This window comes from Flexivirga lutea, assembly GCF_054778955.1.
On the sequence record NZ_BAAGZB010000002.1, the window covers coordinates 966,870 to 993,767 of the forward strand.

Annotated in this window: 27 protein-coding genes and 1 tRNA gene; 15 read left to right on the plus strand and 13 right to left on the minus strand. The window is 69.6% G+C overall.

Annotated elements, in window-relative coordinates; genetic code table 11:
• Position 1: 1 nt before the first annotated feature.
• Positions 2-904 carry a hypothetical protein gene (locus ACYVBN_RS10995; RefSeq protein ID WP_460600543.1) on the minus strand — a complete coding sequence of 301 codons (903 nt, stop codon included), beginning with the start codon at positions 902-904 and terminating at the stop codon, positions 2-4.
• A 142-nt stretch (positions 905-1,046) separates the two neighbouring features.
• Here ACYVBN_RS10995 and ACYVBN_RS11000 point away from each other — a divergent pair, with 142 nt between their 5' ends.
• On the plus strand, positions 1,047-1,565 hold the full coding sequence (locus ACYVBN_RS11000; RefSeq protein ID WP_460600544.1) for a peptidylprolyl isomerase: 519 nt from the start codon (positions 1,047-1,049) through the stop codon (positions 1,563-1,565).
• Positions 1,566-1,592: 27 nt separating this feature from the next.
• Positions 1,593-2,459, plus strand: coding sequence for a rhomboid family intramembrane serine protease (locus ACYVBN_RS11005; protein ID WP_460600545.1), 867 nt, complete (start codon positions 1,593-1,595; stop codon positions 2,457-2,459).
• On the opposite strand, the gene ACYVBN_RS11010 is transcribed toward ACYVBN_RS11005, so the two are convergent.
• Genes ACYVBN_RS11010 through ACYVBN_RS11020 form a run of 3 tightly spaced genes read right to left on the minus strand, consistent with a single transcriptional unit; the run spans position 2,420 to position 3,955 of the window.
• Positions 2,420-3,010 carry a DUF488 domain-containing protein gene (locus ACYVBN_RS11010; protein ID WP_460600546.1) on the minus strand — a complete coding sequence of 197 codons (591 nt, stop codon included), beginning with the start codon at positions 3,008-3,010 and terminating at the stop codon, positions 2,420-2,422. The two genes, ACYVBN_RS11005 and ACYVBN_RS11010, sit on opposite strands and share 40 nt — an antisense overlap.
• A 7-nt stretch (positions 3,011-3,017) precedes the next feature.
• Positions 3,018-3,230 (minus strand): hypervirulence associated TUDOR domain-containing protein, encoded by a 213-nt coding sequence (locus ACYVBN_RS11015; RefSeq protein WP_440282034.1) that lies wholly within the window; start codon positions 3,228-3,230, stop codon positions 3,018-3,020.
• Positions 3,227-3,955 carry a helix-turn-helix transcriptional regulator gene (locus tag ACYVBN_RS11020; RefSeq protein ID WP_460600547.1) on the minus strand — a complete coding sequence of 243 codons (729 nt, stop codon included), beginning with the start codon at positions 3,953-3,955 and terminating at the stop codon, positions 3,227-3,229. The genes ACYVBN_RS11015 and ACYVBN_RS11020 overlap by 4 nt, the downstream gene beginning before the upstream one ends.
• Before the next feature lie 554 nt (positions 3,956-4,509).
• On the opposite strand from ACYVBN_RS11020, the gene ACYVBN_RS11025 reads away from it, so the two are divergent.
• Positions 4,510-5,262 (plus strand): dihydrofolate reductase family protein, encoded by a 753-nt coding sequence (locus tag ACYVBN_RS11025; protein ID WP_460600548.1) that lies wholly within the window; start codon positions 4,510-4,512, stop codon positions 5,260-5,262.
• Positions 5,259-6,185, plus strand: a complete 927-nt coding sequence (locus ACYVBN_RS11030; protein ID WP_460600549.1) for a dihydropteroate synthase — start codon at positions 5,259-5,261, stop codon at positions 6,183-6,185. The genes ACYVBN_RS11025 and ACYVBN_RS11030 overlap by 4 nt, the downstream gene beginning before the upstream one ends.
• Before the next feature lie 299 nt (positions 6,186-6,484).
• Here the strand turns inward: ACYVBN_RS11030 and ACYVBN_RS11035 are convergent, their stop codons facing one another.
• Complete coding sequence (locus tag ACYVBN_RS11035; RefSeq protein WP_440282031.1) at positions 6,485-6,838, minus strand: cell division protein CrgA; 354 nt, start codon at positions 6,836-6,838, stop codon at positions 6,485-6,487.
• A gap of 110 nt (positions 6,839-6,948) precedes the next feature.
• On the opposite strand from ACYVBN_RS11035, the gene ACYVBN_RS11040 reads away from it, so the two are divergent.
• Together ACYVBN_RS11040 and ACYVBN_RS11045 are read left to right on the plus strand one after the other, a co-directional pair.
• Positions 6,949-7,674: a DUF881 domain-containing protein gene (locus ACYVBN_RS11040; protein WP_460600550.1), complete on the plus strand. Its 726-nt coding sequence runs from the start codon at positions 6,949-6,951 to the stop codon at positions 7,672-7,674.
• 26 nt (positions 7,675-7,700) lie between these two features.
• The gene (locus ACYVBN_RS11045) at positions 7,701-8,336 is read left to right on the plus strand and encodes a type 1 glutamine amidotransferase family protein (RefSeq protein WP_460600551.1); all 636 of its coding nucleotides are present in this window, start codon (positions 7,701-7,703) and stop codon (positions 8,334-8,336) included.
• Between the two features lie 187 nt (positions 8,337-8,523).
• On the opposite strand, the gene pknB is transcribed toward ACYVBN_RS11045, so the two are convergent.
• The 7 genes from pknB to ACYVBN_RS11080 all read right to left on the minus strand — a co-directional run bounded on the left by pknB (position 8,524) and on the right by ACYVBN_RS11080 (position 17,197).
• Positions 8,524-10,413 (minus strand): Stk1 family PASTA domain-containing Ser/Thr kinase, encoded by a 1,890-nt coding sequence (gene pknB, locus ACYVBN_RS11050; protein ID WP_460600552.1) that lies wholly within the window; start codon positions 10,411-10,413, stop codon positions 8,524-8,526.
• Positions 10,410-11,621: a protein kinase domain-containing protein gene (locus ACYVBN_RS11055; protein WP_460600553.1), complete on the minus strand. Its 1,212-nt coding sequence runs from the start codon at positions 11,619-11,621 to the stop codon at positions 10,410-10,412. The genes pknB and ACYVBN_RS11055 overlap by 4 nt, the downstream gene beginning before the upstream one ends.
• Positions 11,618-13,072, minus strand: a complete 1,455-nt coding sequence (locus ACYVBN_RS11060) for a peptidoglycan D,D-transpeptidase FtsI family protein (protein ID WP_440282026.1) — start codon at positions 13,070-13,072, stop codon at positions 11,618-11,620. Before ACYVBN_RS11060 ends, ACYVBN_RS11055 begins: the two co-directional genes overlap by 4 nt.
• Before the next feature lie 94 nt (positions 13,073-13,166).
• Entirely contained in the window at positions 13,167-14,525 is a 1,359-nt protein-coding gene (locus ACYVBN_RS11065; protein WP_460600554.1) for an FtsW/RodA/SpoVE family cell cycle protein, read from the minus strand.
• Between the two features lie 2 nt (positions 14,526-14,527).
• Positions 14,528-15,817: a PP2C family protein-serine/threonine phosphatase gene (locus tag ACYVBN_RS11070; protein ID WP_460600555.1), complete on the minus strand. Its 1,290-nt coding sequence runs from the start codon at positions 15,815-15,817 to the stop codon at positions 14,528-14,530.
• A gap of 7 nt (positions 15,818-15,824) precedes the next feature.
• Positions 15,825-16,295: an FHA domain-containing protein gene (locus tag ACYVBN_RS11075; RefSeq protein ID WP_460600556.1), complete on the minus strand. Its 471-nt coding sequence runs from the start codon at positions 16,293-16,295 to the stop codon at positions 15,825-15,827.
• On the minus strand, positions 16,292-17,197 hold the full coding sequence (locus tag ACYVBN_RS11080; RefSeq protein WP_460600557.1) for an FhaA domain-containing protein: 906 nt from the start codon (positions 17,195-17,197) through the stop codon (positions 16,292-16,294). The genes ACYVBN_RS11075 and ACYVBN_RS11080 overlap by 4 nt, the downstream gene beginning before the upstream one ends.
• A gap of 252 nt (positions 17,198-17,449) precedes the next feature.
• On the opposite strand from ACYVBN_RS11080, the gene ACYVBN_RS11085 reads away from it, so the two are divergent.
• The 3 genes from ACYVBN_RS11085 to ACYVBN_RS11095 all read left to right on the plus strand — a co-directional run bounded on the left by ACYVBN_RS11085 (position 17,450) and on the right by ACYVBN_RS11095 (position 18,639).
• Positions 17,450-17,532: transfer RNA gene (locus ACYVBN_RS11085), tRNA-Leu, on the plus strand.
• A gap of 123 nt (positions 17,533-17,655) precedes the next feature.
• The gene (locus tag ACYVBN_RS11090; RefSeq protein ID WP_460600558.1) at positions 17,656-18,330 is read left to right on the plus strand and encodes a PhzF family phenazine biosynthesis protein; all 675 of its coding nucleotides are present in this window, start codon (positions 17,656-17,658) and stop codon (positions 18,328-18,330) included.
• Between the two features lie 72 nt (positions 18,331-18,402).
• Positions 18,403-18,639, plus strand: a complete 237-nt coding sequence (locus tag ACYVBN_RS11095; RefSeq protein ID WP_460600559.1) for a DUF1059 domain-containing protein — start codon at positions 18,403-18,405, stop codon at positions 18,637-18,639.
• 610 nt (positions 18,640-19,249) lie between these two features.
• On the opposite strand, the gene ACYVBN_RS11100 is transcribed toward ACYVBN_RS11095, so the two are convergent.
• Complete coding sequence (locus ACYVBN_RS11100) at positions 19,250-19,741, minus strand: RNA polymerase sigma factor (RefSeq protein WP_460600560.1); 492 nt, start codon at positions 19,739-19,741, stop codon at positions 19,250-19,252.
• A gap of 171 nt (positions 19,742-19,912) precedes the next feature.
• Here ACYVBN_RS11100 and ACYVBN_RS11105 point away from each other — a divergent pair, with 171 nt between their 5' ends.
• The 6 genes from ACYVBN_RS11105 (at position 19,913) to ACYVBN_RS11130 (ending at position 26,777) form a co-directional block, all read left to right on the plus strand.
• Entirely contained in the window at positions 19,913-21,475 is a 1,563-nt protein-coding gene (locus ACYVBN_RS11105) for an APC family permease (protein ID WP_460600561.1), read from the plus strand.
• Complete coding sequence (locus tag ACYVBN_RS11110; protein ID WP_460600562.1) at positions 21,472-22,263, plus strand: FadR/GntR family transcriptional regulator; 792 nt, start codon at positions 21,472-21,474, stop codon at positions 22,261-22,263. The genes ACYVBN_RS11105 and ACYVBN_RS11110 overlap by 4 nt, the downstream gene beginning before the upstream one ends.
• Before the next feature lie 28 nt (positions 22,264-22,291).
• Complete coding sequence (locus tag ACYVBN_RS11115) at positions 22,292-23,662, plus strand: glutamine synthetase family protein (protein WP_460600563.1); 1,371 nt, start codon at positions 22,292-22,294, stop codon at positions 23,660-23,662.
• 11 nt (positions 23,663-23,673) lie between these two features.
• Positions 23,674-25,041 carry an aldehyde dehydrogenase family protein gene (locus ACYVBN_RS11120; protein WP_460600564.1) on the plus strand — a complete coding sequence of 456 codons (1,368 nt, stop codon included), beginning with the start codon at positions 23,674-23,676 and terminating at the stop codon, positions 25,039-25,041.
• Positions 25,042-25,230: 189 nt separating this feature from the next.
• The gene (locus tag ACYVBN_RS11125; protein WP_460600565.1) at positions 25,231-26,010 is read left to right on the plus strand and encodes an SDR family oxidoreductase; all 780 of its coding nucleotides are present in this window, start codon (positions 25,231-25,233) and stop codon (positions 26,008-26,010) included.
• Entirely contained in the window at positions 26,007-26,777 is a 771-nt protein-coding gene (locus tag ACYVBN_RS11130; protein WP_460600566.1) for a gamma-glutamyl-gamma-aminobutyrate hydrolase family protein, read from the plus strand. Before ACYVBN_RS11125 ends, ACYVBN_RS11130 begins: the two co-directional genes overlap by 4 nt.
• Positions 26,778-26,898 lie beyond the last annotated feature (121 nt).

Below are 26,898 nucleotides of genomic sequence, written 5' to 3' on the forward strand. Positions count from 1 at the left end.
CTCACTCCTGGGCGGCATGACGGCCACGACGACCGGACACCGACGCGTCGACCTTCTGCTCCAGGTCGCCGACGGCGTCGTCGGAGTCGCCGAGCACCGCGGTGCCGTCGGTCTCGACCGCAGTGACGTCGAGGCGCTCGACCTCGGGCAAGGTCGCCGGAGCGGACCCGGGCGCGTCCTTCTGTTTGCCGTTGACGATCAGTGCCACGGCCCCGGCACCGGCGAGCAGGCCGAGCGCGATCAGCAGCCCGCCCTTCTTGCGGCGGTTCTTGACGGCCTGCGGAGCGACCGCGTCGACGGCCTCACGTGCCTGTTGCGGCAGCGCGGCGTACGCCTGCCCGCCGGCCGTCGCGGCGGCCGCGATGGCTTCGTGGACACGCGGCATCCACTCCTCGCGGAACAGCTGACGGGCCTGCTCGGAGGTCAGGCCGGCCGCCTGCGCCGTGGCCTCCCTGGCCTGGGCCAGGTGCGGAGCCGCTGCGCCGGACACCTCGCGCGCGGCCTTGCGCGCGTGCTTCGTGGCTCGCTTGGCCTGCTTGGCGCTCTGCTTGGTCTGTTTCCGAGACTGCTTCAGCTGTCCCTCGGCGCGCTTGGCGGCCTGCTGCTGGGCCTCCTCGGCCTGCTTCTTGACCTGTGCGGCGTGCTTCTTCAGCTGCCTGCGGGTCTGCTTCTTCGCCTCCGCGACCCGTGGCGCTGCCGCGTCCGCCGCAGCAGCGGCGGCGTCGGTGGCGCGGCCCTTGGCCTTCTCGGCTGCCTCCGAGAGCTGACCCGTGACGTTCTCGACCACCGGAGCGAGCTTGTCGCGGCCGGTTTCCGCGGCGTCCACCGCTGCCGACACCAGGTTGGCGGCCGTGTCCTTGGCCACGTCCTGGGCCGCGTCCTTGCGCGAGGTCTTGCTGAGCACTGGAGCCCTCCTAGGCGTTGGGGTTCGCCTCATCCTGCCAAGGCCGGACCGGAGGCGGCAACGAGGCCCGCCACAATGGACCGTCGATCCGTGGCCGGGTGCACCCGTGAGTATGGCGCCGCCGGGATGCGAGACTGGGGCCATGATCGCAACCCTGCAGACCAACCACGGTGACATCAAGGTCAACCTCTTCCCGAACGACGCACCCAAGACGGTCGACAACTTCGTCGGACTGGCCGAGGGCACCAAGGACTACCGCGACGACGCGGGGCGCACCAACCCCACGCCCTACTACGACGGGCTCACCTTCCACCGCATCATCCCGGGCTTCATGATCCAGGGCGGCTGCCCGCAGGGCATCGGCATCGGCGGCCCGGGCTACGAGTTCGACGACGAGATCTCCCCGGACAAGAACTTCTCGGCGCCCTACATGCTGGCCATGGCCAACGCCGGCACGCGCGGCGGCCACGGCACCAACGGTTCGCAGTTCTTCATCACCGTCGGACCGACCACCTGGCTGCAGGGCAAGCACACGATCTTCGGTGAGGTCGCCGACCAGCCGAGCCGCGACGTCGTCGACAAGATCGCCGGCGTGCAGACCGGTGCGCAGGACCGTCCGGTGGAGCCGGTCGTCATCGAGAAGGTCAGCATCCAGAAATGATCGTGGCGTGACCTTCGTTCACAGCTCATGACCGACAACACGGGGAACCTCCCCACCTGCCCACGCCACCCCGACCGGGTGGCGTTGGTGTCGTGCCAGCGGTGCGGCCGGCCGACCTGCGCCGAGTGCCAGCGTCCGGCGCCGGTGGGGGTGCAGTGCGTCGACTGCGTGGCGGCACAGCGCAAGGAGAGCCGTTCGCTGGTGTCCATCTTCGGCGGCCGGGTCGCCGAGGGCCGTCCGATCGTCACCATCACGCTCATCGCGATCTGCGTCGTGGTGTGGATCGGCCAGCAGCTCGACGACCGGGTGACCACCGAGCTGTTCTACGCACCGATCCTGTCCGGACAGGATCCGTGGCGGTTCATCACCGCGGCCTTCGTGCACTCCCCGTCGTCGATCTTCCACCTGCTGTTCAACATGTACGCCCTGTGGATCGTCGGCCAATACCTCGAGCCGCTGCTCGGCCGGTTCCGGTTGCTGGCGATCTACCTGATCTCGGCCTTCGGTGGGTCGGTCGGCTACGAACTGCTCGCCTCGACGCCCAGTTCGCCGACCGACTACGGGACCGGGTGGGTCACGCCGACCGTGGGCGCCTCCGGCGCGGTGTTCGGGTTGTTCGTCGCGGTGGTGGTGCTCAACCGGCATCTCGGTCGCGAGATCGGTCCGATGGTCGGCCTGATCGTCATCAACGGCGTCATCGGTTTCCTGGTGCCCGACGTCGCCTGGCAGTCGCACCTCGGCGGCGCGATCACCGGCGGCCTCTGTGCCGGTGCCATCGCCGTGCTCGGTCGGCAACGGGCCCAGTGGCAGTGGGCGGCGCTGACGGCGATCACCGTGCTGCTGGTGGTCGCGGCCTACGTGCGTTTCGAGTCGGTGCACCTGCCGGGCGGGTAGACCAGTCGGCCGTCGGCATCCAGCACCGGTGTCGCACCCCACTGCCCGAGCACGTGCTCGAGCGGTGCGGCACCGGCCATGAGGTGCCGCACCGTCCACCCTTGCGCGGTGAGGGTGTTGGCGATGAGCAGGCGGTGGCAGCGCCACGGCATCGGTTCACCGCACATGACCGCCACGCGCTTTCCCCGTGCGAGGGCGGTGAGCTCCTCGATCCCGCGACGGTATTCGTCGGTCAGGGTGTAGTCGGCGTAGTTCTTGAAGCTGGCGTTCTGCCAGGCGGCGTTCAACGCGGGATCGACCTCTGGCTGACGGCGCCGCCGGCCGCCCAATGCCTCCAGGTGGTGGTAGGCGACTCCGTGCTCGGGCAGCCACTGCGCCATCGCATCGCTGCCGAACTGCGGGTTGCGCCGGGACCCCGGGTGCGCGCGCACGTCGACGAGCAGCTCGATGCCGGCCTCGTCCAGCGGTGCGAGGAAGTCCGGGATCGGACACGTCCAGTGCCCGATGGTCCAGAGCCGGCGACCGTCGCCCATGTCGTCCGGTGTGGTCATCGACGCCTCAGTCGATCCGGTGCAACGCATCGCCCTTGTGCATCGCAACGTGATCGGTCTTGTCGCTCTTGATCTCGTACTGCGGGTCATCCGGTGAGCACCGGCGGGTGTGCCCCTTGTATGCCGTGTCGCTGGTGTGCTTGGCGACGATCACGCCGGTCACGTGTCCTGCCTCGGAGTTCCAGCGCACGTGGTCACCGACGGCGAAGTCATTGCTCATGGTCTGCTCCTGACGTGCTCGGTGGTGTGTGCGGTCGTTCCTGGTGACTGATCGTGCATCTCATCGGCCGGGTGGACCGCAACAGTGACGCAGCAATGTCCCGGCCGCGGTCTGAGCCGGGCACGATCCGGGTCGACGCCACGAGCGCCGAGTAGTCCGCGCAGCAGTGCATGATTGAACCCGCAGACCAGATCGACGTGCCGCTGCGCCACCTGGTGGAACGGGCAGTTGTGCAGGTCGATCCGTCCGTCGACCAGCTCGGGGTCGTAGCCGCGAGTCCGCAGGGTGGACAGCAGGTCTGCGTCGGCGGTGGCCGCACTGCGACCCTCGTCCTCCGCGGCGCTCAGCAGCGCGGTCCGCACCCCGCCGGAGGAGTCCGCGGCCACGGCGTCGGCGAGTAGTCCGGCCAACACGTCATACCTGCGGGGCGGGACGCTCACCGACAGCTCGTCCCGGGTGGGCCGGTAGAGCTTGGCCGGTCGCCCGGCTCCGGGACCGCTCTGACCGGCCGGGCGACCGTAGCTGGTGGACAGGAGGCCGGCCTCGACGAGCCGGTCCAAGTGGTATGCCGCCAGCGTCCGGCTGATGCCGGTCGCCGCCGCGGCCGCATCGCGCCGCATCGGCTCGTGCTGGGCAACGACGAACTCGTAGAGCCGGCGGCGCACCGGGTCGGCCAGCGCCGCCAGCGTCGGTTCGTCCCCCGTGTCGTGCTCGAACTGCTGCATCGCCGAGATTCTATCACCAATAAATGTTGACAAATAGGCGCTCGCGGGCGAGTCTCACATGTCTCCGGTTGTGAGGCCGGATTTGTGCCGAACCCGGCCCTGGGGAGACTTCGGTACACGTGCCAGGGCCGACCCCGTACCGAACGCGGCCCTGGGGAGACTTCGGTACACGCACCGGGTCGGCCCCGTACCGAACCCGGCCCTGGGGAGACTTCGGTACACGCACAGGGTCGGCCCCGTACCGAACCCGGCCCTGGGGAGACTTCGGTACACGCACAGGGTCGGCCCCGTACCGAACGCGGCCCTGGGGAGACTTCGGTACACGCACCGGGCCGACCCCGTACCGAACCCGGCCCTGGGGAGACTTCGGTACACGCACCCACGCCCACATGCACCCACGCCGACCCGCACAGAACCCGAACGCGACCGGGTCCAGCACCATCACCTCGACGCTGCGGGGGACCCTGCGCAGCGACCGAGATCGCAAGCGCCGTTTCATGGCCTGGCGGGTGTCACCGGCTGAGGCACACACCGGGCAGGTAGGTTGCGGAGATATGTTTGAGGCTGGCCCGGTTCATGGCCCACTCCCGCTCACCGGCGATGACCCGCTGACCCAGGACGACATGCTGCACGTCTACCCGTGGCCCGGCTCCGGGACGTGGCTGCGGGCGATGATGGTCACCACCCTCGACGGTGCGGCGGCCGGCCCGGACCAGCTGAGCAACTCCGTCTCGTCGCCGGCCGACCAGCTGGTCTTCAACGCCGTGCGCCGCGACGCGGACGCCGTCCTGGTCGGCGCCGGCACCCTGCGCGCCGAGCAATACACCCCGATGCGCGCCAAACCGGCCGACACACCCCGTCGCGAGGCCGCCGGGCAGCTGCCGGCGCCGGTGATCGCCGTGGTGAGCCGGTCCTTGGACCTGCCGTGGGAGCTGCCGGTATGGCGCGAGTCCACTCACCGGCCGCTCGTGCTCACCCCGGCAGGGGGCGCCCGCGCCCGGCTGGAGACCGCGCGGCAGCACGCCGACGTGGTCGTCCTGGACCCGGGAGTACCGGAGGCCCTCGTCGCGGCACTGGTCGACCGTGGGCTGCGGCGCATCGTCTGCGAAGGGGGTCCGCGGCTGCTGCGCGACCTGATCGCCGCGGACCTGGTGGACGAGGCCGACATCACCGTCAGCCCGGTCTTCGCCGGGACGCAGACGTCGCCGCCGACGCCGTCGCTGCCACAGGTCACCCGGTTCCGGCTGGCCCACGTGCTGCACGGCGACGACACCCTGATGCTGCGCTACCTGGCGACGGGCCGATGATCAGCCTCACCGCGCTGGCTGACCTCGCCCGTCGCTACGAGTCCGACCTGGCGGCACCCGTCGCGCCGCTGCAGGTGGGTTCGCACACGATCGACACCGACGAGCGGCCGGTGCTGATGGGCGTGGTCAACCTGTCGCGCGATTCGTCATACCGCGACAGCATCGCGGTCAGCACCGCCTCGGCGGTCCGTAAGGGCCGGGTGCAGGCGGCCGCCGGCGCCGACGTCGTCGACGTCGGCGCCGAGTCCACCCGCGCGACCGCTGCCCGCGCCGAGCTGGCCGCCCAGCAGGAGCTGCTGACACCGGTGATCGAGCAGCTCACCGCCGAGGGCATCGCCGTCTCGGTCGAGGCCTACCAGGAACCCGTCGCCCGGGCCGGTCTCGAGGCCGGCGCCTGCCTGCTCAACCTCACCGGCTCCGACGACGACGACCGGATGTTCACCCTGGCCGCCGAGCACGACGCCACCGTGGTGTTGTGCCACGTCCTCGGCCCGAACGCCCGCGCCCTGACCGCGGACGTTGTCGACCCCGACCCCGTGCCGGCGATGCTCGAGCTGTTCGGCCGGCGCATCGACCGGGCGCGCGCGCTGGGCGTGCCCAGCCTGGCCATCGACCCCGGGCTCGGCTTCGGGTTCCACCTGGACGACCAGCGCACCCGCGCCCGCCACCAGGCCACCGCGCTGCTGCACACCTGCCGGCTGCGCCGGCTCGGGGTGCCGATCTGTCACGCGCTGCCGCACGCCTTCGACATCTTCGAGGACCAGTACCGCAGCGGCGAGGGCTTCTTCGCGGTCCTGGCCCACCTGGGCGGCACCGGCGTCTACCGCACCCACGAGGTGCCCCTCGTGCACAGCGTGCTGGACGCGATGCGCTCGTTCACCACCGAACCGCCGACGGGTCCGGAAGGGCGCGAGCGCACCTGACCCGCGCCTGACCGGGTAGCGCACCGGACCTGCGCCGCGACGGAGCCGGCCTCCCGATCACCTGATCGAAGTTACACACATGTAGTTATCCACTCCTTGTGGATAAACCTGTGGACAACGCGGAACGACACCGGCCGGCGCGGCTCTGCGGGCGCGGCACACCGCGGAACGGCGCCGCAGGGCGCCTCATCGAGACGGTGGGTGAATGACACCGATGTAGTTTTCCACGGGCTGTGGACAACCCGGTGGATAACTTTCCGGGCGTCGTGCCCGGCGGCCGACGGCTCGGCGTCGACCGGCTACCGCCAGCGGGTCGTCATCCCGAAACCGACGAGGATCAGCACGAAGCCGATGGCCATGTTGCCCAGCCCGATTCCGGGGATCGGGTACTTCTCCCCGGTCAGGTAATAGACGACCAGCCAGAACAACCCGACGATCATGAAGGTGCACAGCGTCGGCACCCACCAGCCGGGGCTGGGGGAGTCGACCATCTTGGCGACGCGCTTCTCCTCGCGCTCGCGCTCCTCCTCCTTGCGCCGCGCTGCCTTCTCCTCCTTGGCGGCGGCCTTGTTGGCGGCCTTCTTCGCGGCGGCGTCCTCGTCGCCGGCGGGGACTGCAGACCTGTCGTCGGCGTTGTTCTCGGACGTGCTCACGGCATACTCCCAAAGCGAGATGTCAGAATCTGGACCAGACTATTTCACCAGTGACCGCTGCCGGAGTGGCGGACACCCGTGAGCCACCAGCCGGGGTGAGGAGACGTGACGTGCCACGACGCAACCGCTGGGCGTATGCCGTGCCGGTGATCGGCGTGGCCGCCGGGCTGCTGTTCGGTGTCAGCGCGACCACGTCCCAGGGCAACGATCTGCGGCCCGGCACCCGCGACCTGGTGCAGGTCGTCCAGGACGGCAACCGCCGGGTCGCCGGCCAGGCCGCCGACGTCGCCGCGCTGCAGGCCGACGTCAAACGGCTGGGCAGACGCGACGCGCCCGGGTCGTCCCGGCTGCGCACCGCCCAGCGCACCGGCGACCACTACGCCGACAGCGCCGGGCTGACGAAGGTCACCGGCAAGGTCGTCACCGTCACGCTCAACGACTCCACCCGCGACCCGTCGACCCTGCCCCCGGGCGCCAACCTCGACTGGCTGGTGGTGCACCAGCAGGATGTCCAAGCAGTGGTCAACGCGCTGTGGGCCGGCGGGGCGACCGCGATGATGCTGATGGACCAACGGGTCATCTCCACCTCGGCGGTGCGCTGCGTCGGCAACACCCTGCTGTTGCAGGGGCGGGTTTACTCACCGCCGTTCCGGATCCGCGCGATGGGCGATCCGGCGAAGCTGCGCGCGGCACTGAACGACGACCCGGCGGTCCAGAACTACCAGGCCTACGTGCCCCTGGCGGGTCTCGGGTATGACGTGCAGACCTCCGACAAGGAGACCTTCCCGGCATACCAGGGCGCGCTCGATCTGAAGTACGCCAAGGTCGCCAAGTAACCCACCATCACGCGGAGAGGTACCGGATGACCAACATTCTGGTGATCGACAACTACGACAGTTTCGTCTTCACCATCGTCGGCTACCTGCAGCAGCTCGGCGCGGACACGACCGTCGTGCGCCACGACGCCGTCACCGCCGCCGAGGGCGCCGGCTACGACGGCGTGCTCGTCTCGCCCGGGCCCGGCACGCCCGAGGCGGCCGGCGTCTCGACCGCGATGATCGAGGCCTGCGCCCGGCGGGAGCAGCCGATGTTCGGCGTCTGCCTCGGCCATCAGGCCCTCGGCGTCGTGTATGGCGCAACGGTCGGCCGCGCCCCGGAGCTGCTGCACGGCAAGACCTCCCGCATCGTGCACCAGGGCGCCGGCGTGCTGGCGGGACTCCCGTCGCCGTTCACCGCGACCCGCTACCACTCGCTGGCGATCGAGTCCGGCACCGTCCCGGACGAGCTGGAGGTCACCGGCCGCACCGAGTCCGGGGTGATCATGGCCGTGCAGCACCGGACACTGCCGCTGCACGGCGTGCAGTTCCACCCCGAGTCGGTGCTCACCGAGGGTGGCCACCGGATGCTGGCCAACTGGCTGCAGCTGTGCGGGATGGACGACGCCGTCGAACGCTCGGCGGGCCTGGCTCCGCTGGTGCACACCGCGGCCGGCGCCTGAACCTGCGCCCGCGCCGGAACCTGCGCCCGACTCCGGGCGGCACGGATCGGGCGAATAACTGGCTACTGTCGTTACTTTCTCGTCGTGCGGGGGCTGATCGGGCGAGTAACTGGCTACTGTCGTTACTTTTTCGTCGTGCCGCGTCGCCCCGGCGCCTGAACCGGCGCCCCGACCCGGGGTCAGCCGCTCACTTCTTGTGGGTCTTGGTCTTGCCCGGCGGGGTGAGCGGCGGCCCGGTCTGCGTCGGTGACTCCGGCCCGGTGCTCGGCGGAGTGGTGGTCGGTGTGCTCGAGGAACTGCTGCTGGTGCTGGACGGCTCACTGGTCGACGACGGCGGCGGCGGCACGACGGTGACCGTCGTCTGACTGCTGTAGACGCCGACCGTCAGCGTCACCGTCGACCCCTTGTCGACCCGGGCGCCCTCGTGTGGCGACACCTTCAGCACCTTGCCGCCCTGGCCCTCGTCGCTGACCGGGACGTTCTCGACTTTCGGCTGCAGGTTGGCCTGCAGCACCGCCAGTTGCGCCTCGCCGCTGTCCTTGCCGGTCAGGTCGCTGGGCACGTGCACCTTGCCGCTGCTGACGCTGAGCGTCACCTTCTGGCTGGGGTCGGCCATCGAGCCGATCGCCGGGTATGCCGACACGACGTCCCCGGCGGAGTACTCGGTGTCATCGACCTTCTTGGGCGCGATCGCGACGTTCTGGAAGCCCTGACTGCCCAAGGCCTGTCGGGCCTCGGCGACCGACTTGCCGGTGACGTCCGGCACCTGCACCAGCCCGGGCCCCTTGCTGACGTTGAGCTGGATCAGGGTGGTCGGGTCGACGGTGCTGCCGCGCGTCGGATCGGTGCCGACGACATACCCCTTGGCGACGCTGCTGCTGTTGATCTCCTTCACCTGGTAGTGGTCGAAGCCGGCTCCCCGCAGGATCGCCTTGGCCTGCGCCTCCGACTTCTGCACCACGTTGGGCACCGTCGCGGTCGGGTTGTCGCCCTTGCCGCCGTTCATGACCAGGTAGCCGATGCCCAGGATGGCCAGCAGCGCGATGATGCCGGCGACCACCCACAGGCCGGTCAGCCGGCGTTGCGGCTCCCGGTCGTGGATCTCGCGGGTGTGGTCGCGGCGCGCGGGCGCCACGGGCGCCTGGGGTTCGTGGTCCATCATCGACGGTGCCGCCGCGGCCGCCGCACTGAAGACGGCGGTCGCCCCCTCGCTGAGCGGCGCACCGGTGCGGGCGGCCTGCAGGTCGGCGCGGAACTCGGCCGCGGACTGGTAGCGGTCGTCGCGCGCCTTGGCCAGCGAGTGCAACGTGACGGCGTTCATCGCGTCCGGGACCGACGCCTCGTAGGTCGACGGCGGCTTCGGCGGGTCGGTGATGTGCTGGTAGACCAGCGACACCGGCTCCCCGACGAACGGCGTGCGGCCGGTGAGGAGTTCGTAGAGCACGCAGCCGGCGGAGTAGAGGTCGGAGCGCGCGTCGACGGTCTCGCCCTGCGCCTGCTCCGGCGACAGGTACCGCGCGGTGCCGACCACCGCCTGCGCGGACGTCATGGTGGCGCCGGTGTCCGCCAGCGCCCGGGCGATGCCGAAGTCCATCACCTTGACGCTGCCGCCCTTGGTCAGCATCACGTTGGCCGGCTTGATGTCACGGTGGACGATGCCCTTGTCGTGGGAGTACTCCAGCGCCGACAGGATGCCCATGGTGACCCGTGCCGCCTCGTCCGGCGACAGCCTGCCCTCGTCGTTGAGGATCTCGCGCAGCGTCTGACCGTCGACATACTCCATGACGATGTAGGGAATGTCGATGTCGGCGCCGCCGGTCTCGGTGAAGGTGTCCTCGCCGGAGTCGTAGACCGCCACGATCGAGTGGTGAGACAGGCCGGCCGCCGAGTGCGCCTCCCGCCGGAAGCGGGTCAGGAAGGTGCTGTCCCGGGCGAGTTCGGCGCGCAGGATCTTGATGGCGACCGTCCGGCCCAGCCGGATGTCGTGCCCGAGATGCACCTCCGCCATACCGCCGCGGCCGATGAGTTCACCGACCTCGTAACGGCCGCCGAGGATGCGGGGCAGTCCGTCGGTCACGAGGATGCCTCCGGACTGTAGGTCACGAGCGGTTGGTGGAAGGGTCCGGTGTCGGGGGCGGAGGGCACCTGCGGGCTCCCCCCGCCACGTGTCGCCAGTATGACGCCCACCACGACCGCGATGACCACGACGGCCAGGATGCCGGCGATGATGCCGATTCCGCCGACACGCAGCGAGCGGTGGGTCGCCGGACCCGACCCGGTCGGCGGACCCGAAGGCGCGATCTGGGACTGCGGTGCCGAGGACGCCGCTGCACGACGTCGTTGCGTCGTGGGCTGCGGACCGGAGACGGCGCCCGGTGCGGCAGCCGACTGCGGACCGGATGATCCCCCCGGGACGCCGGGCAGGGCCGCCCGAGGTGCGGGCGTCCAGATGTTCAGGCCCATCCGCTCGCTGTCGGCGACGGCCTGACGCAGCGCCCGGCCGAACTCCTGCGCGGAGTCCGGACGCGCCGCCGGGTCCTTGTCGAGCGCGACGTGCACCACGGCACGCAATGGTGCGGGCACCTCGGTGGGCAGCGGCGGGGGCTGTTCGTTGACGTGCGCCAGCGCGAGCGCGACCGCGCTGTCGGCGGTGAACGGCCTTCTGCCACCGAGCATCTCGTAGGTGACCACGGCCAGTGAGTAGACGTCGGACAGGGCCGTGGTCTCGCGGCCCATGGCGGCCTCCGGTGCGAGGTACTGGGCGGTGCCCATCACCTCGCCGGTCCTGGTCATCGCTGCCGATCCGACGGCGCGGGCGATGCCGAAGTCGGTCAGCTTCACCACCCCGTCGGGTGTGACCAGCATGTTGGCGGGTTTCACGTCGCGGTGGATCAGCCCGGACCGGTGCGCGGCGTGCAGCGCGGCGGCGGCCTGGCCGATCAGGCCCGCGGTGTCGGCCGCGGAGATCGGGCCGCGCTCGTGCAGGATCGAGGACAGCGGCTTGCCCGGGACGTATTCCATCACCAGGTAGGCCAGGTTGCCGTCCTCGCCGTAGTCGTAGACCTGGGCGATGTTGCCGTGCGCGAGCCCGGCGGACAGGCGCGCCTCGTTGCGGAACCGCTCGGTGAAGCCCGCCTCGTCGGTCAGCCCCTCCTTGAGCAGCTTGATCGCGACGGTCCGGCCCAGGATCTCGTCGCGGGCCTGCCAGACCTCGCCCATGCCGCCGGCCGCGATGCGACTGGTCAGCCGGTAGCGGCCGCCCATCAGGTCACCCGGCGTCGTCATCGTCCGATCACTGCTTCCATCACCTGCTTGGCGATCGGTGCCGCCACCAGACCGCCACTCGCTTCCTGCCCGACCGTGCCGCCGTTCTCGACCAGCACCGCGACGGCGACCTTGGGGTTGTCGGCGGGCGCGAACCCGGTGAACCACACGTCGGCGTTGCGGCCGGCGCCGTGCTCGGCGGTGCCCGTCTTGCCCGCAACCTTGATGCCCGGGATGGCCGCGTTGGTTCCCGTGCCCTGGCTCACGACGGACTCCATCATGTTCGTCAGGTCCTTGGCGGTGCTCTCCGACACCGGGTGGGAGAACTCCTTGGGGTCGGTCGTCTGGATGACGTCGAGGTTCTTGTCGCGCACCGACTGCACCAGGTAGGGCGTCATCTCCTTGCCGCCGTTGGCGATCGCGGCGCTGATCATCGCGATCTGCAGCGGCGTGGCCCGTACGTCGTACTGACCGATGGCGGACTGGGCCAGCTGCGGCTGGTTGAGGTCGGTCGGGAAGACACTGGGGGTGACCGACATCGGGATCGACAGCGACTTCCCGAAGCCGAACTTCGTCGCCATACTCCGGACGGTGTCCTGGCCGAGGGTCATGCCCAGCGAGGCGAAGGCGGTGTTGCAGCTGATCGTCAGCGCTCGCTTCAGGCTGACCTTGTCGTGCGCGCCGCAGTTGCCGGGGAAGTCGTTGGGCAGGTAGCTGTTGGTGCCGGGCAGCCGCAGCGTGGCCGGCCCGGGCAGCGTGGACTGGGGCGTGTAGTTGCCCGACTCCAGCGCGGCGGCCGCGTCGACCAGCTTGAAGGTGGATCCCGGCGGGTAGAGGTTGCCGTTGATCGCGCGGTTGAGCAGCGGTTGGTCGGGGTCCTTGGACAGCCGGGTGAAGGCGCGCTGCACCTCGTCCAGGTTGTGGCTGGACAGCTTGTTCGGGTCGTAGCTGGGGCTGGTGACCATCGCCAGGATCGCGCCGGTCCTCGGGTCGAGGGCGACGACGGCGCCCTTCTGGTTGCCGAGCGCCTGGGTGGCGGCCTGCTGCGCCTTGGCGTTGAGCGTCAGCTGCACGCTGGCACCCTGCGCCGACTGTCCGGTGACGATGTCGATCAGCCGGCGGTAGAAGAGCTTGTCCGAACTGCCGTTGAGGAAATCGTTGTAGCTGCGCTCGATGCCGGTGCTGCCGTAGGTGAAGGAGAAGTAGCCGGTCACGTCGGCGTACAGCGAACCCTGCGGGTAGGTGCGCAGCCACTTGTACTGGTCGTCGGTCGGCTTGGACACGGCCGCGGAGGAACCGCCGACCAGGATCGACCCGCGTTCCTTGCTGTATGACGCCAGCAGGGTGCGCCGGTTGCCGGGACGATCGTCCAGGCTGCGGGCCTGCACGAATTGGATCAGCGTGGTCGCGACCAGCAGGGCACAGAACATCGCGGCGACGACCAGCCCGAGGCGGCGGATGGGTGCGTTCATGCGCACACCGATCGAGCGTCGTCCTGAGTAGCCCGGAGCTTGCGACGGACGTATCGAAGGGTAGCGAGGAACGAGCGTATCGAGATCAAGTGCGTCATCGGGTCTTCACCACTTGGGTGTCGTCGGTGCCGAGGTTCTCCGGGCGCCCCTCGGTGGTGGGACGGCGCGCGTGGTCGGTGATGCGCAGCAACAGCGCGACGATCACCCAGTTGGCCAGCAGCGACGAGCCACCCGCGGACAGGAAGGGTGTGGTCAGACCGGTCAGCGGAATCACCCGGGTGACACCGCCGACGACCACGAAGACCTGCAACGCCATCGAGAACGCCAGGCCGGTGGCCAGCAACTTGCCGAAGCCGTCGCGGGACGCGACCCCGGCGCGCAGGCCGCGCTCCACCAACAGCCCGTAGAGCACCAGGATCGCGCACAGCCCGACCAGGCCGAGTTCCTCGCCGAAGGAGGGGATGATGAAGTCGCTGTTGGCGAAGTAGGTCAGCTCCGGATGTCCTTGGCCCAGGCCGGTGCCGAACATGCCGCCGGCCGCCATACCCATCAGACCCTTGGCGATCTGGTCGGACAGGGCCGGCTGGAACGGGTCCAGCCACAACGACACCCGCTCCTGGAAGTGCGCGAAGAGCAGGTAGGCGACATACGTGCCGACCAGGAAGAGCCCCAGGCCGATGATGATCCAGGACCGGCGCTCGGTGGCGACGTAGAGCATGCCGACGAAGAGTCCGAAGAACAGCAACGAGGTGCCGAGGTCGGACTCGAAGACCAGCACACCCAGCGAGGCGATCCAGGCGATCAGGATCGGGCCCATGTCACGGGCGCGTGGCAGCGGCAGCCCGAGCACCCGCCGGCCGACCAGCGAGAGCGCGTCGCGGGTCTGCACCAGGTAGCTGGCGAAGAAGATGGTGATCAGGATCTTGGCGATCTCACTGGGCTGGAAGGAGAACCCGCCGAGCCCGATCCACACGCGGGATCCATTGATGTTGCGGCCGATTCCGGGCAGCAGCGGGGTCAGCAGCAGCACGAAGCCGGCCAGCCCGAAGATGAAGGTGTAGCGCCGCAGCCGGCGGTGGTCCGGCACGAAGAACAGCAACGCGACGGCGGCTACGGCCGCCACGGCGGTCCACATCAGCTGTTTGGGCGCGGCATGCGGTGAGCCGGGCGCCAGGTCGATGCGGTGGATCATCACCAGACCGAGCCCGTTGAGCAGGGTGACGATCGGCAACAGCACCGGGTCGGCGTATGACGCCTTCCAGCGCAGGACCAGGTGGAAGGCGAACGCCACGACCGCGAAGCCGCCGCCGAGTGTGTAGAAGTCGACCGGCAACGAGTTGTTCACTGCCAGACCGACATTCGCGTAGGCCACCAGCACGATCGCGACAGCGATCAGCAGCAACACCAGTTCGGTGTTGCGCCGGGTCCTGGGTGCGGCGATCTTGGCTCTCACGCTCAGCAACTGCTTCCGTCGGCGGCCTGTGCCTGGCAGGTGACCATGTCGGAGCGGAGATTCTCCACGATGCCGATCGCCGCCTGGCGGCTGTCCGCGGTCAGGCTGCCCGCGGTGACCTTGCTGCGGTCGTAGCTGGGCAGGTCGGCGACCCAGATGTCGCTGACCGTGTCGACCGAGTGCAGGCTGATCGGCCCGAAGTCCTGCGAGATGCCTTGGTAGATGGTCACTTTCCCGTGGTGCTGGGTGATGTAGTACTGCCGCTGGGTGGCGGCATACCCGAAGATGCCGATGACGGCGAGCACCGCGACGACCAGCAGCGCGAAGAGGCCGCGGCGCAGCCCGGTGAAGCGACGCGGGCCCTCCTCGGCGAGGACCGGCGCGGCGGCGTCGTCCGCGTCGTCGGCGTTGTCGTCGAGCCGGGGCGCCGGTGCGTTGGCCGCCCGGCTGAGCGCGGCCGCCTTGGCCGCCGGAGAGGTGGGGGCGTCGGCCTCCTCGGCGGCGAGGTCGTGCGCGGCGGCGGCGCCGACGATCTGCGGGGTCGAGGAGCTGGGCCCGTCCTCGTCGTCGCCGATGACGTCGGCGACCACCACCGTGACGTTGTCGCGGGTGGCGGCCTTCAGCGCGATCGCGATCAGCGCTTCGGCGATCTGTGCCGGGGTGCCGTCGCCGGTGACGATCTGCTCGATGGTGGAGCCGGCGACGTAGTCCGGCAGGCCGTCGGAGCACAGCAGCAGCCGGTCACCGGGCTTGGCCTCCCGCAGCGACAGGTCCGGTTCGTCGTCCTCGCGGCCGGTCAGCACCCGCGTCACCAGGGACCGCTGCGGGTGGTGTTCGGCCTCCTCCGGGGTGATGCGTCCCTCGTCGAGGAGGGTCTGCACGAAGCTGTGGTCCTTGGTGATCTGGCTGAAGACGCCGTCACGCAGCAGGTAGGCGCGCGAGTCGCCGATATTGGCCAGGGCGAGCATGTTCCCGCTGCGCAGGAACGCGATGAGCGTCGTGCCCATGCCCTCGAGTTCGGGGTCGTCGTCCATCTCGGCCCGCAGCCGGGCGTTGGCGGCCCGCACGGCCGCGGCGAGCCGGCGCAGCGCCTCGTCGGTGGCGAACGACGCACCGTCCAGGTCGAGGAGTTCGGCGACCACGGTGGAGCTGGCCATGTCGCCCGCGGCGTGTCCGCCCATGCCGTCGGCGAGCACCAACAGGTCGGGTCCGGCATACCCGGAGTCCTCGTTGCGGCTCTTGCTGCCGAGACCGATGTCGGTGCGTGCGGCATACCGCAGGGAGATCGACATGGGGCGGTTACTTCCTGACCTCGAGGACCGTCCGGCCGATCCGCACGCGCGATCCCTCGCGCAACTGCATGCCCTGGCCGATGCGCTCGCCGCCGACGAAGGTGCCGTTGGTCGAGCCGAGGTCGTCGATCATCCAGCTGTCGCCGCGCGCGTAGATCCGGGCGTGGCGGCCGCTGGCGAAGTCGTCGGAGAGCACCAGGGTGCACTCGGGGTTGCGGCCGATCAGCACGCCGTTCTCGGTGAGCGGCACACTGCCGCCTCGCATCGGACCCTCGATGATCGCCAGCCGGGTCGGACCCCGGCGGGCCGGCTTGGCCGCACGCGGCGGGGACGCGGCGCTGCTGCGCCGGTCGCCCGCGCGGCCGGTGACGTGGGTGCCGTAGAGGTCGCCGCGCAGCACACTGACGATGCTGAAGATGAACGCCCAGAGCAGTGCCAGCAACCCGAGTCGGATTGCGGTGAGAGTGAGTTCGCTCACCGAGTCCCGCCTTCGTGCACGATCAGGTGCGTGCGTCCGATGGTGATGCGGTCGCCCTCGTGCAGGTGCAGCGAATCGATGGGATCGCCGTTGACGAAGGTGCCGTTGGTCGAGCCGAGGTCACGGATGCTGATGACCTGGTGGGGACCGTCGAAAGTGATGCGGATCTCGCTGTGCCGCCGGGAGACGCCCGGGTCGTCGAGGACCACGTCGACGTCGTCGTCGCGGCCGAGGACGGTGATCGCGCCGAGCAGCGGGTAGCGGTCACCGTCGCCGTCCAGCCACGGCCGCTGCCGCAGCCTCCGGGGCGCCGCCGGCGACGGCCGGTAGTCCGACCTGTCGGTCGAGCGCTGTGCGTCGCTGGTCGAGTAGCCGGGGGAGCGAAGCGGAGGAGGCGTATCGAGACCACGATCCCCCACTCGGTCGGCGCGCGGCGGCGGCTCCTGCCCTTGCGGCGCGCGCGGGTCGTCGTGATCGCGGGCCGGCGGCATACGCTCCGGCATCCGGTGCATGCCGGGCTGCACCTGGCGTGCGGTCGAGGGACGCAACCGGAAGACGCCGGTCTCCAGGCTCTCGTCCTCGGTGAACTGCACACTGACCGGGCCGCCCGGCTCGTAACGCTGACTCTCGGCGTGCTCGGACGCGGTCGCGATCAGGTCGTCGGCCAGCTCGTCCTCGTGCTCGGTCACCAGGCCCTCGTAGTCGGTGGTCGACAGTTCGACCACGAAGAGGTTGGGCACGACGTGCCGTTTGCCCTTGCCCGCGCTCACCGCGCGGTCGTCCATCGCCCGCCGCATGGCGCTCGCGATCTCGACCGGCTGCACCTCGGAGCGGAACGCCTTGGCGAAGACGCCGTTGACGCCGCGCTCGATGCTGCGCTCCAGCTTGTCGAAGATGCCCACGCCTCGCCTCCTTGCTCCGGTGGTGCGGGGTCCGGTTCTCGTGTCGGTGCTTGTGTCCGTGCTCGGGTCTGTTGCGGGTGGCGGCCGTGCCGCGCACGCCATGGTAACTGTGTGGCGTATGACGGCTCGGCATACGCGCTGGCGATGGGTGCGATTCCCGCGAGGTCAACGGCGGCGCAGTCGCCGTCCCCACGGTGGCACCGTGCCGATTTGGCGTTCGACGGCCGGACAAGGCACACTTGACCCGCACTCGCGCGAGTGGCGGAACGGCAGACGCGCTGGCTTCAGGTGCCAGTGTCCGAAAGGGCGTGGGGGTTCAAATCCCCCCTCGCGCACGCGAGACGAAGGCCGGTGGACCGAGAGTCCACCGGCCTTTGGCATTTCTTTCGGCTGTATGACGCTCGCGGATCTCGTAGGTTGACGGGAGACCGGCACTCAGCCGCATGGATCGGGGTCGGATGACGCAGTTGCACGTGCTGAAGGTGTTCGTCGGCGAGAACGGACGCGGCGGCAATCCGCTGGGCGTCTTCCTCGATGCCGACAGCTGGTCCGCCGAACGCCGGCAACGGGTTGCGGCGAAGCTCGGCTTCTCCGAGACGGTCTTCGTCCGAGATGCCGCGAGGGGCGAGTTGTGGATCCACACTCCGGCGGTCGAGCTGCCGCTGGCCGGCCATCCGCTCGTCGGCACATCCTGGTTGTTGCGCCGCGAGGGCGTGCCCGTCCCGGTGCTCCGGCCGCCCGCCGGGGACGTCCCGACGTGGACCGAGGGCCGCGACACCTGGATCAGCGCGCGACCGGAGTGGGCGCCGGAGTTCGACATGCACCGGCTCGATGCGCCGGCGGAGGTCGACGCGCACCCGGGCGCCGGCCCGGACGAGCACCTGCAGGTCTGGTCCTGGCAGGACGAGCCGGCCGGTGAGGTCCGGGTGCGGGTCTTCCCCACCCGGATGGGGATCGCCGAGGACGAGGCGACCGGTGCCGCCGCGATCCGCCTCGGCGCGCTGCTACAGCGCCCGGTGACGATCCACCAGGGGGTGGCCTCGCGGATCGTCGTCGACCCTCGGGCGGACGGCACCGTCGCCATCGGTGGGCGGGTCGAGTTCGTCGAGACCAGGGATCATTCCGCCGGGTAGCCGTGGCCGGTCACACTCGCGGCGCGTCGATCGTCATACAAGTGACAGCAACTCGACCGAAAGGGCACTCCGATGAAGACCATGACCTGCCGCCAACTGGGCGGACCGTGCGACCTCGAGCACCGCGGCGCGACGGCCGACGACGTGATCAAGGCACAGGACCAGCACCTCAAGGATGCCGAGAAGGCCGGCGACGCAACACATCTCAAGGCACGCAAAGGGATGAAGGGTCGCTGGCGGCACCCGAAGAAGTCGATGGGCTGGTACCGCGACATGAAGCAGGCGTTCGCCGACCTGCCGGAGAGCTGACGCTTCACCGAGACTGCCCGGCTACTTCACGATCGTCAGTCTGACCGGCTCGACCGGCGTTTGGTCGGTGTCCGATGGCTGGTGACCGGACGCTCGCGTCGTCAACGTCGCCGGACCGGCAGGGAATCCACTCGGGATACGAACCGTCGTGCGGAAGGTTCCGAGGACACCGTGTGCTTGGACCGTCCCGAGCCGGACCACGTGCGACCCATGGCGCAGGGTCAGCGCGACGGCGATCGGTCGTGGTGCTGGGTGTAGCTGCGGGTTGGTGTCGTTGCAGCTGTCGAGGTAGAAGCGGCCGGTCACGATCAGTGACTGCCCCCGCCGCGCAGGGACGCTGCCGGAGTGCGGCTGCTCGCCCAACCGGAGCTGCGGGCCGGCGCACGATGCGGCGACGCCGCCTCGCCCGGTGCCGTGTTCGGCTGCCCGGTGAACCAACACACCGGCGACAGGTATGCCGACACCGAGACATGCAACGGCCGCCGCGGTCGCAAGGGCCGTGCGCCGCGTTCGCCGCCGTCTGCCGGCGACCCTCGATGTCGGGATCGCTTCGCCAGCAACCGAGTCCGCCTGCTCGCGCCATACCTGACCCGCGTCTCGCAGGCGGTCCTCAATCGTTGGCATAGGAATCTCCTAGGACAAGCTCGAGCGCAGCGCGTGCGTCGTGCAGTTGGGATTTGACCGTGCCGGGCGCGCAATCCAGCAGGTGGGCGACGTCTGCAACCGGCAGATCGACGAAGTAGTGCAACACCACGGCCGCTCGCTGTCTGGCGGGGAGCCCGGCGACGGCACGCGTGAGATCGACCGTCGCAGCGCCGGCATCGGGTATGACGAGCGCCTCCGGGTGCAATTCCTCCCACGCCGGCCGCCGCCTGCGCCAGCGCTGGCGCGCCTGGTCGGCGACGATCGCCAGCAGCCACGCCTGGGCGTTCCCACGGCTGGCATCGAAGAGCCGCTGCTTGCGCCAGGCCCGCTCGGCGGCGTCTTGCACCAGATCGTCCGCGTGGTCCGGCCCGACGAGCGCGTACGCAAAGCGGTGCATGGCAGGGCGGCATACGGAGAGCGCTTGCGCCAACTCGGCGCCAGAACGTTTCGAGGGCATCGTCGCCTCCCTTCGCCGCGTGCTGCCTATGAGGTCTACTGCACCGGGAGACCGTTCGGTTGGGTCGCGTCCGAAATAGCTAAAGGTATGAAGTCGGACCATTGACCGAAGGCTGTGACCTGCGCCACACTGGCGCGGTCCCATTCGGTCCGTCCAGCACGGGAGCCAGCCGTGAGCCAAGACTCCGCCTCGACCTCTGCACACGCACACCTGGATGACGACGCCCGCCTCCTGGCGGAGATGGGCTACAAGCAAGAGCTGCACCGCGGCATGTCCGCGTTCTCCAACTTCGCCGTGTCGTTCTCGATCATCTCGATCCTGGCCGGCTGCATCACGTCCTACGCCATCGCGCTCAACTCGGGTGGCCCGTCGGCCATCACGCTCGGGTGGCTGGTCGTCGGCGCCTTCGTCGTCTGCGTGGCGCTGGCGATGGCAGAGGTCTGCTCGGTCTACCCGACCGCCGGCGGCCTCTACTTCTGGGCGAGCCGGCTGGCTCGCCGCAACAATCGGCAGTGGGCGTGGTTCGTCGGCTGGTTCAACTTCATGGGTGAGGTCGCGGTCACCGCGGCGATCGACTTCGGGTGTGCCACCACGTGGATGGCGTTCATGAACCTCACCTGGGGCGTCCATGTCACCGCCACCGGCACGTTCCTGCTGTTCGTCGGCATCATCATCGTGCACGGCCTGCTCAACACCTTCGGCGTCAGCCTGGTGAGCCTGCTGTCGATGGTGTCGGCCTGGTGGCACGTGGCCGGCGCGCTGTTCATCGTGGCGATGCTGTGGATCCTGCCCGACCACCACCAGTCGGTCGGCTGGACATTGACCGGCTGGCACAACGGCACCGGCTGGACCTTCGGCCCCTACGTGCTGCTGATGGGCCTGCTGATGGCGCAATACACCTATACCGGGTATGACGCGTCCGCTCACGTCGCCGAGGAGACCAAGGGCGCGGCGCTCGCCGCACCTCGCGGCATCGTGATGAGCGTCGTCGTCTCGGTGATCGGCGGGTTCCTGCTGCTCTTCTCGATCACCGCCGCCATCCAGAACGCCTCACCGGCCGGCATCGACAAGCTGCTCGGGACCAGCACCGGACTGCCGCCGGCCCAGGTCTTCCTCGACTCGCTGAACAGTCCGTTCATGGCGAAGTTCCTGCTCTTCATCGTCTGTATGGCGCAGTTCTTCTGCGGTATGGCGTCGGTGACCGCCAATTCCCGCATGACCTATGCCTTTTCGCGAGACGACGCGCTACCCGGCTCGCGACTGTGGGCCAAGGTCAACCCGCGCACCGGCACGCCGACCAATTCCATCTGGTTCTGCATCGTGCTGTCGATCATCCTGACCTCACCGGCGCTGTTCAGCACCACGGCATACCTGGCGGTGACGTCGATCGCCGTCATCGGGCTCTACATCGCGTATGTCGTGCCGGTGTTCCTCCGCCGCCGCCAGCCCGACTTCACGCCCGGCCCGTGGAATCTCGGCAAGTGGAGTCCGGTGATCGGCTGGATCGCCGTCGTCTGGGTGATCTTCATCTGCATCCTCTTCATCCTGCCGCCCGGATCGCCCGTCACCGTCGACAACTTCAACTACGCACCGATCGCGGTGCTCGTCGTCGCCGTCTTCGCGATCGTGACCTGGTATGCCGGAGGCCGAAACCACTTCATGCTCAAGAAGATCGAGCCCCAGGGTGACATCGACCCGGAGGCGCAGCGCGAGGCGGAGCCGTCGGCACCGTGACGACCAAGGACCCGTCGGGCCTCGACAACGGCGCGACCGGCGCGACCACCGGCAGCAGCGACCGACTGGACCGGGCAGTGCTGCGCCCGGTCCGTGCGCACCACGCCTTCGAGGCTTGCGTCGAACAGTTGGCGATCGCTATCCGGCTCGGTATCTACCCGCCCGGCAGCATGCTGCCGCCGGAGCGCGACCTGGCCGGCCTGCTGGCGGTGTCGCGTGCCACGCTCCGCGAGGCGATCACCGCGCTGCGATCAGCCGGGGTGCTGCAGACCAGGCGTGGCCGCGGTGGCGGCACGATGGTGCTGGACTCCGTCCCCGTCGACGAAAAGCACTCCGGCGCCTCGGCGCTCGCCGGCCGACAGCATGATCTGCGCGATGCGCTCGACTTCCGGGCGATCGTCGAACCGGGCGCGGCCGCGCTGGCCGCCGCCCGCTGCGCCCGGGACGAGGTGGGTGCCGGCGATCGCCGGGCGCTCGAGATGGCGCTCGCATCGGTGGAGGGTGCTCCGGACGAGGCGATCCATCGGCGAGCCGACAGCATCCTGCACCTCACCATCGCCCGGTTGTCCGGTTCGGCCCGGCTGATCACCGCGGTGACCGCCGCGCAGGACGACCTGCACACGCTGCTGCAGGCCATCCCGGTGCTGCCGCGCAACATCAAGCACTCCTCGAGCCAGCACCGGTCGATCGTGACCGCGATCCTCGCCGGCAACGAGTCACGCGCGAGTCGCGTGATGCATCAACACTGTTCGGACACCGCGGCGCTGCTGCGCGGACTACTCGGATGAGCACCCACGCGTGCCGAAGGAAGGAACCATGCCGCTACGCAACGACCGCCATCTGACGCAGGACCAACTGCGTCACCTGATCGAAGCCGGAGACATCGACACGGTCGTCACCGCCTTCACCGACATGCAGGGACGCCTGCAGGGCAAGCGCTTCCACGCCCACCACTTCCTGGACCACGTCGCGGCCGACGGCACCGAGGGCTGCGACTACCTGCTCGCGGTCGACGTCGACATGAACACCGTCGACGGCTACGCCACCAGTGGGTGGGACAAGGGCTACGGCGACATGGAGTTCGTCCTCGACTGGGACACCACCCGCCGGGTCGCGCACCAGCCGGGCACCGCCATGATCCAGTGCGACCTGGTCTGGCCCGACCACCGTCCGGTCGACGCGTCGCCCCGCGGCATACTCCGTCGCCAGCTGGAGCGGCTGGCCGACCGCGGCTGGAAGGCGTACGCCGGCACCGAACTGGAGTTCATCGTCTTCGAGAACTCCTACGAGGACGCCCTGGAACGCGACTACCACCGGCTCACCCCGGCCAACCGCTACAACGTGGACTACTCGCTGCTCGGCACCGCCCGCATCGAGCCGCTGCTGCGCCGGCTGCGCAACACGCTCTACGACTCCGGCCTCAACGTCGAGTCGGCCAAGGGCGAATGCAACTTCGGCCAGCACGAGATCGGCTTCCTGTATGACGAGGCGCTGGTGACCGCGGACAACCACGCCTTCTACAAGAACGCCGCCAAGGAGATCGCCGCCCAGCGTGGCGAGTCGCTCACCTTCATGGCCAAGTACGACGAGCGCGAGGGTTCCTCCTGCCACATCCACCTGTCACTGCGCGGTGACGACGGCTCGCTGGTCTTCACCGACGACGACCGCCCGGGCGGGCGCAGCGAGCTCTATGAGCAGTTCGTCGCCGGCGTACTCGCGACCGCGGCCGACTTCACCCTGCTCTATGCGCCGAACATCAACTCCTACAAACGGTTTGCGGACGGCACCTTCGCGCCGACGACGATCGGCTGGGGGCAGGACAACCGCACCTGCGCGGTGCGCCTGGTCGGCCACGGCGCGGCGGCCCGGATGGAGAACCGCGTGCCCGGCGCGGACGTCAATCCCTACCTGGCGCTGGCCGCGATGATCGCCGGCGGGCTGCACGGCATCGAGCAGCAGCTGACCCTGGAGGCGCCGGTCGAGGGCAACGCCTACGAGACGGACAAGCCGCGAGTGCCGAACAACCTCGCCGCGGCGGGGGACGTGTTCCGGTCCTCCGTCGTCGCCCGTACCGCGCTCGGTGACGACGTCGTCGACCACTACGCGCACATGGCGGAGGTCGAGGTCGCCGCGTTCGGTACCGCCGTCACCGACTGGGAACGCCGCCGCGGCTTCGAGAGGCTCTGAGAGGAACAGCATTGACCAGTCACACCCTGATCAGCCCGGTCACCGGCGAGGCGTTCGCCGAGATCGAGCTCGCCGACCTCGCCACCACCGACGCGGCGATCGAACGCGCCCACGAGGCGTTCCGCTCCTGGCGGGCGGTCGCGCCCGGCGAACGCGCCCGGCTGCTGCGGGCGTTCGCGGCCGTCGTCGACGACCACCTGCAGGAGCTGGCCCGACTCGAGGTCAGGAACGCCGGCCACACCATCGGCAATGCGCGGTGGGAGGCAGGCAACGTCCGCGACGTCCTCAACTACTACAGCGCCACGCCGGAGCGACTCTTCGGACGCCAGATCCCGGCGGCCGGCGGTGTCGACATCACCTTCCGTCAGCCGCTCGGCGTCGTCGGCATCATCGTGCCGTGGAATTTCCCGATGCCGATCGCCGGATGGGGCCTGGCGCCCGCACTCGCCGCCGGCAACACGGTCGTGCTGAAGCCCGCCGAGCTGACCCCGTTGACCGCGCTGCGGATCGGTGAACTCGCCCTCGAAGCCGGCATCCCGGAGGGCGTCCTGACGGTGTTGCCCGGCGCCGGTGACGTCGTCGGCGAACGCTTCGTCACCCACCCCCTGGTGCGCAAGGTCTGCTTCACCGGCTCCACCGTGGTCGGCAAGAAGGTGATGGCCGGCTGCGCCGAGCAGATCAAGCGGGTCACCCTCGAGCTCGGCGGCAAGAACTCCAACATCGTCTTCGCCGACGCCGACGTCCCGGCCGCAGCCGCCGCAGCGCCCTACGGCGTGTTCGACAATGCCGGTCAGGACTGCTGCGCACGATCGCGGATCCTGGTGCAGCGTGCGGCATACGACGAGTTCATGTCCCACCTCGAACCCGCGGTCCGCGGGGTGCAGGTGCTCGACCCGAGCGACGAGCGGTCGGAGATGGGCCCGCTGGTCTCGGCGGCACACCGGGACAAGGTGCGGTCGTATGTCGATGCCGCCGACGTCGTCATACAGGGCGAGGTGCCGGACCTGGGCGGTTTCTGGCTGCCCGCCACCGTCGCCGAGGCACACTCGGTGGACGAACCGGCCTGGCAGGAGGAGGTTTTCGGCCCGCTGGTGTCGGTGATGACCTTCGACGACGAGGAGGAGGCGATCGCGCTCGCCAACCGGACCGACTACGGCCTGTCCGGGTCGATCTACACGCGAGACCTCGGCCGGGCACTGCGTGTCGCCCAGGGTGTCGAGTCCGGCAACCTGTCGGTCAACTCGCACTCCGCGGTGCGCTACTGGACGCCGTTCGGCGGCTTCAAGCAGTCCGGACTCGGCCGCGAGCTCGGCCCGGACGCACCGGACGGCTTCACCGAGGTCAAGAACGTCTTCTTCGCCAGCACGCCGGCCGACTGACCCGACCGGCCCGACCCAACCCCGGCCACCCCCCGACCACCCACTTCACCGAGAGGACAACAAACACTCCGAGCGGACACCACAATGCGGGCAGAACGGCCCCTTTTTCGTGTCCTCTCGGGGCGGTACTTGTCCTCTCGGTGAGATGACCGGCTTTCGTTCACCCCACCGAATCGAGGAACTCACACCATGACAGGACGCATTGACGGCAAGGTCGCCGTGATCACCGGCGGCTGCTCGGGCATCGGGCTGGCCACGGTCCAGCGGTTCGTCGCCGAGGGAGCCAAGGTGGTCATCGGTGACATCGCCGACGACGCCGGCGCCCAGCTGGTCGCCGACCTCGGCGGCGACGAGGTCGCGACCTATGTGCACGTCGACGTGACCGACAAGGATCAGGTCGATGCCCTCTTCAAGACGGCGAAGGACACCTACGGTGCGGTCGACATCGCCTTCAACAACGCCGGCATCAGCCCGCCGGAGGACGACTCCATCCTGGACACCGATCTCGAGGCGTGGCGCCGGGTCCAGGAGGTCAACCTGACGTCGGTCTACCTGTGCTGCAAGGCGGCGCTGCCCTACATGCTGGAGCAGAAGTCCGGATCCATCATCAACACAGCGTCTTTCGTCGCGGTGATGGGGGCGGCGACCTCGCAGATCTCCTACTCGGCGTCCAAGGGCGGCGTGCTCACGATGTCCCGTGAACTCGGCGTGCAGTTCGCGCGGGAAGGCATCCGGGTCAACGCCCTGTGCCCCGGCCCGGTCAACACGCCGCTGCTGAAGGAACTCTTCGCCTCCGACCCCGAACGCGCAGCACGCCGCCTGGTGCATGTGCCGATGGGTCGCTTCGGCGAGCCCGAGGAGATGGCCAGTGCGGTGCTCTTCCTGGCCTCCGACGACGCCAGCTTCATCACCGCCAACACCTTCCTGGTCGACGGCGGCATCTCCGGCGCCTACGTGACGCCGCTGTGACGGCTCGTCCACTGATCGGCATCAGCACCTACCGGGAAGAGGCGTCCTGGGGCGTATGGCGCCAGGTGGCCGACATACAGTTCGCCCAGTATGCCGACGCGGTCGTCGAACACGCAGGGGTGCCAGTGCTGCTCACGCCCGCCCCGGTGCACGGTGAGGACCTGGGCGGAGCGGCCGCGGCGGTCGTGGCCCGGCTGGACGGGCTGCTCATCGCCGGCGGAGCCGACATCGATCCGCAGCGGTACGGTGCCGTGCCGCACCCGGCGACCGGCGGTGTCCGCCCCGATCGCGACGCGTGGGAGCTCGCCCTGCTCGACGCGGCCGACGCGCGCGGGCTCCCCACGCTGGGCATCTGCCGCGGAATGCAACTGATGGCGGTCCACGCCGGCGGCACGTTGCAGCAGCACACGCCCGACGAGGTCGGTCACACCGGGCACTCTCCCGGCGGGGACGTCTTTGGCACCGTCGACGTGGCGTTGGAGCGCACCTCACGCCTGGCCGCCGTGCAGGGCGACACGGTCCGTGGCCCCTGCCACCACCACCAGTCGGTGGCGACCCACCCGGGGTTCGCGGTCACCGGCCGGGCATCCGACGGCAGCATCGAGGCGATGGAACTGCTTGCGACCGAAGGCGACCCGGCCGCCGACCGCTTCTGCGTCGGAGTGCAGTGGCACCCGGAGATGGGTCCGGACCACGCACCGATCGCGGCGCTGGTGCACGCCGCACGCGGCCGGCGCACACCGAACGCTCAGCAAACGTGCGGGTGACCACGCGAGACTCGACACCATGCGATGGCCCGGCAAGAAGCATCTGCGTCACTCAGGACAGCTGTGTGACTGCGGGCATCACCCGGGCTGGCACGATTCCACCGGGTGCCGGGTGTGTGAG

Bases quoted from the DNA above. Each gene is read 5' to 3' on its own strand.
- ACYVBN_RS11000 (WP_460600544.1), top strand. From the start codon at position 1,047: ATGATCGCAACCCTGCAGACCAACCACGGTGACATCAAGGTCAACCTC.
- ACYVBN_RS11005 (WP_460600545.1), top strand. From the start codon at position 1,593: ATGACCGACAACACGGGGAACCTCCCCACCTGCCCACGCCACCCCGAC.
- ACYVBN_RS11115 (WP_460600563.1), top strand. From the start codon at position 22,292: ATGCCGCTACGCAACGACCGCCATCTGACGCAGGACCAACTGCGTCAC.
- ACYVBN_RS11055 (WP_460600553.1), bottom strand. From the start codon at position 11,621: ATGACGACGCCGGGTGACCTGATGGGCGGCCGCTACCGGCTGACCAGT.
- ACYVBN_RS11060 (WP_440282026.1), bottom strand. From the start codon at position 13,072: ATGAACGCACCCATCCGCCGCCTCGGGCTGGTCGTCGCCGCGATGTTC.
- ACYVBN_RS11090 (WP_460600558.1), top strand. From the start codon at position 17,656: ATGACGCAGTTGCACGTGCTGAAGGTGTTCGTCGGCGAGAACGGACGC.
- ACYVBN_RS11095 (WP_460600559.1), top strand. From the start codon at position 18,403: ATGAAGACCATGACCTGCCGCCAACTGGGCGGACCGTGCGACCTCGAG.
- ACYVBN_RS11025 (WP_460600548.1), top strand. From the start codon at position 4,510: ATGTTTGAGGCTGGCCCGGTTCATGGCCCACTCCCGCTCACCGGCGAT.
- ACYVBN_RS11045 (WP_460600551.1), top strand. From the start codon at position 7,701: ATGACCAACATTCTGGTGATCGACAACTACGACAGTTTCGTCTTCACC.
- ACYVBN_RS11070 (WP_460600555.1), bottom strand. From the start codon at position 15,817: ATGTCGATCTCCCTGCGGTATGCCGCACGCACCGACATCGGTCTCGGC.
- ACYVBN_RS11010 (WP_460600546.1), bottom strand. From the start codon at position 3,010: ATGACCACACCGGACGACATGGGCGACGGTCGCCGGCTCTGGACCATC.
- ACYVBN_RS11125 (WP_460600565.1), top strand. From the start codon at position 25,231: ATGACAGGACGCATTGACGGCAAGGTCGCCGTGATCACCGGCGGCTGC.
- ACYVBN_RS11030 (WP_460600549.1), top strand. From the start codon at position 5,259: ATGATCAGCCTCACCGCGCTGGCTGACCTCGCCCGTCGCTACGAGTCC.
- ACYVBN_RS11020 (WP_460600547.1), bottom strand. From the start codon at position 3,955: ATGCAGCAGTTCGAGCACGACACGGGGGACGAACCGACGCTGGCGGCG.
- ACYVBN_RS11015 (WP_440282034.1), bottom strand. From the start codon at position 3,230: ATGAGCAATGACTTCGCCGTCGGTGACCACGTGCGCTGGAACTCCGAG.
- ACYVBN_RS11100 (WP_460600560.1), bottom strand. From the start codon at position 19,741: ATGCCCTCGAAACGTTCTGGCGCCGAGTTGGCGCAAGCGCTCTCCGTA.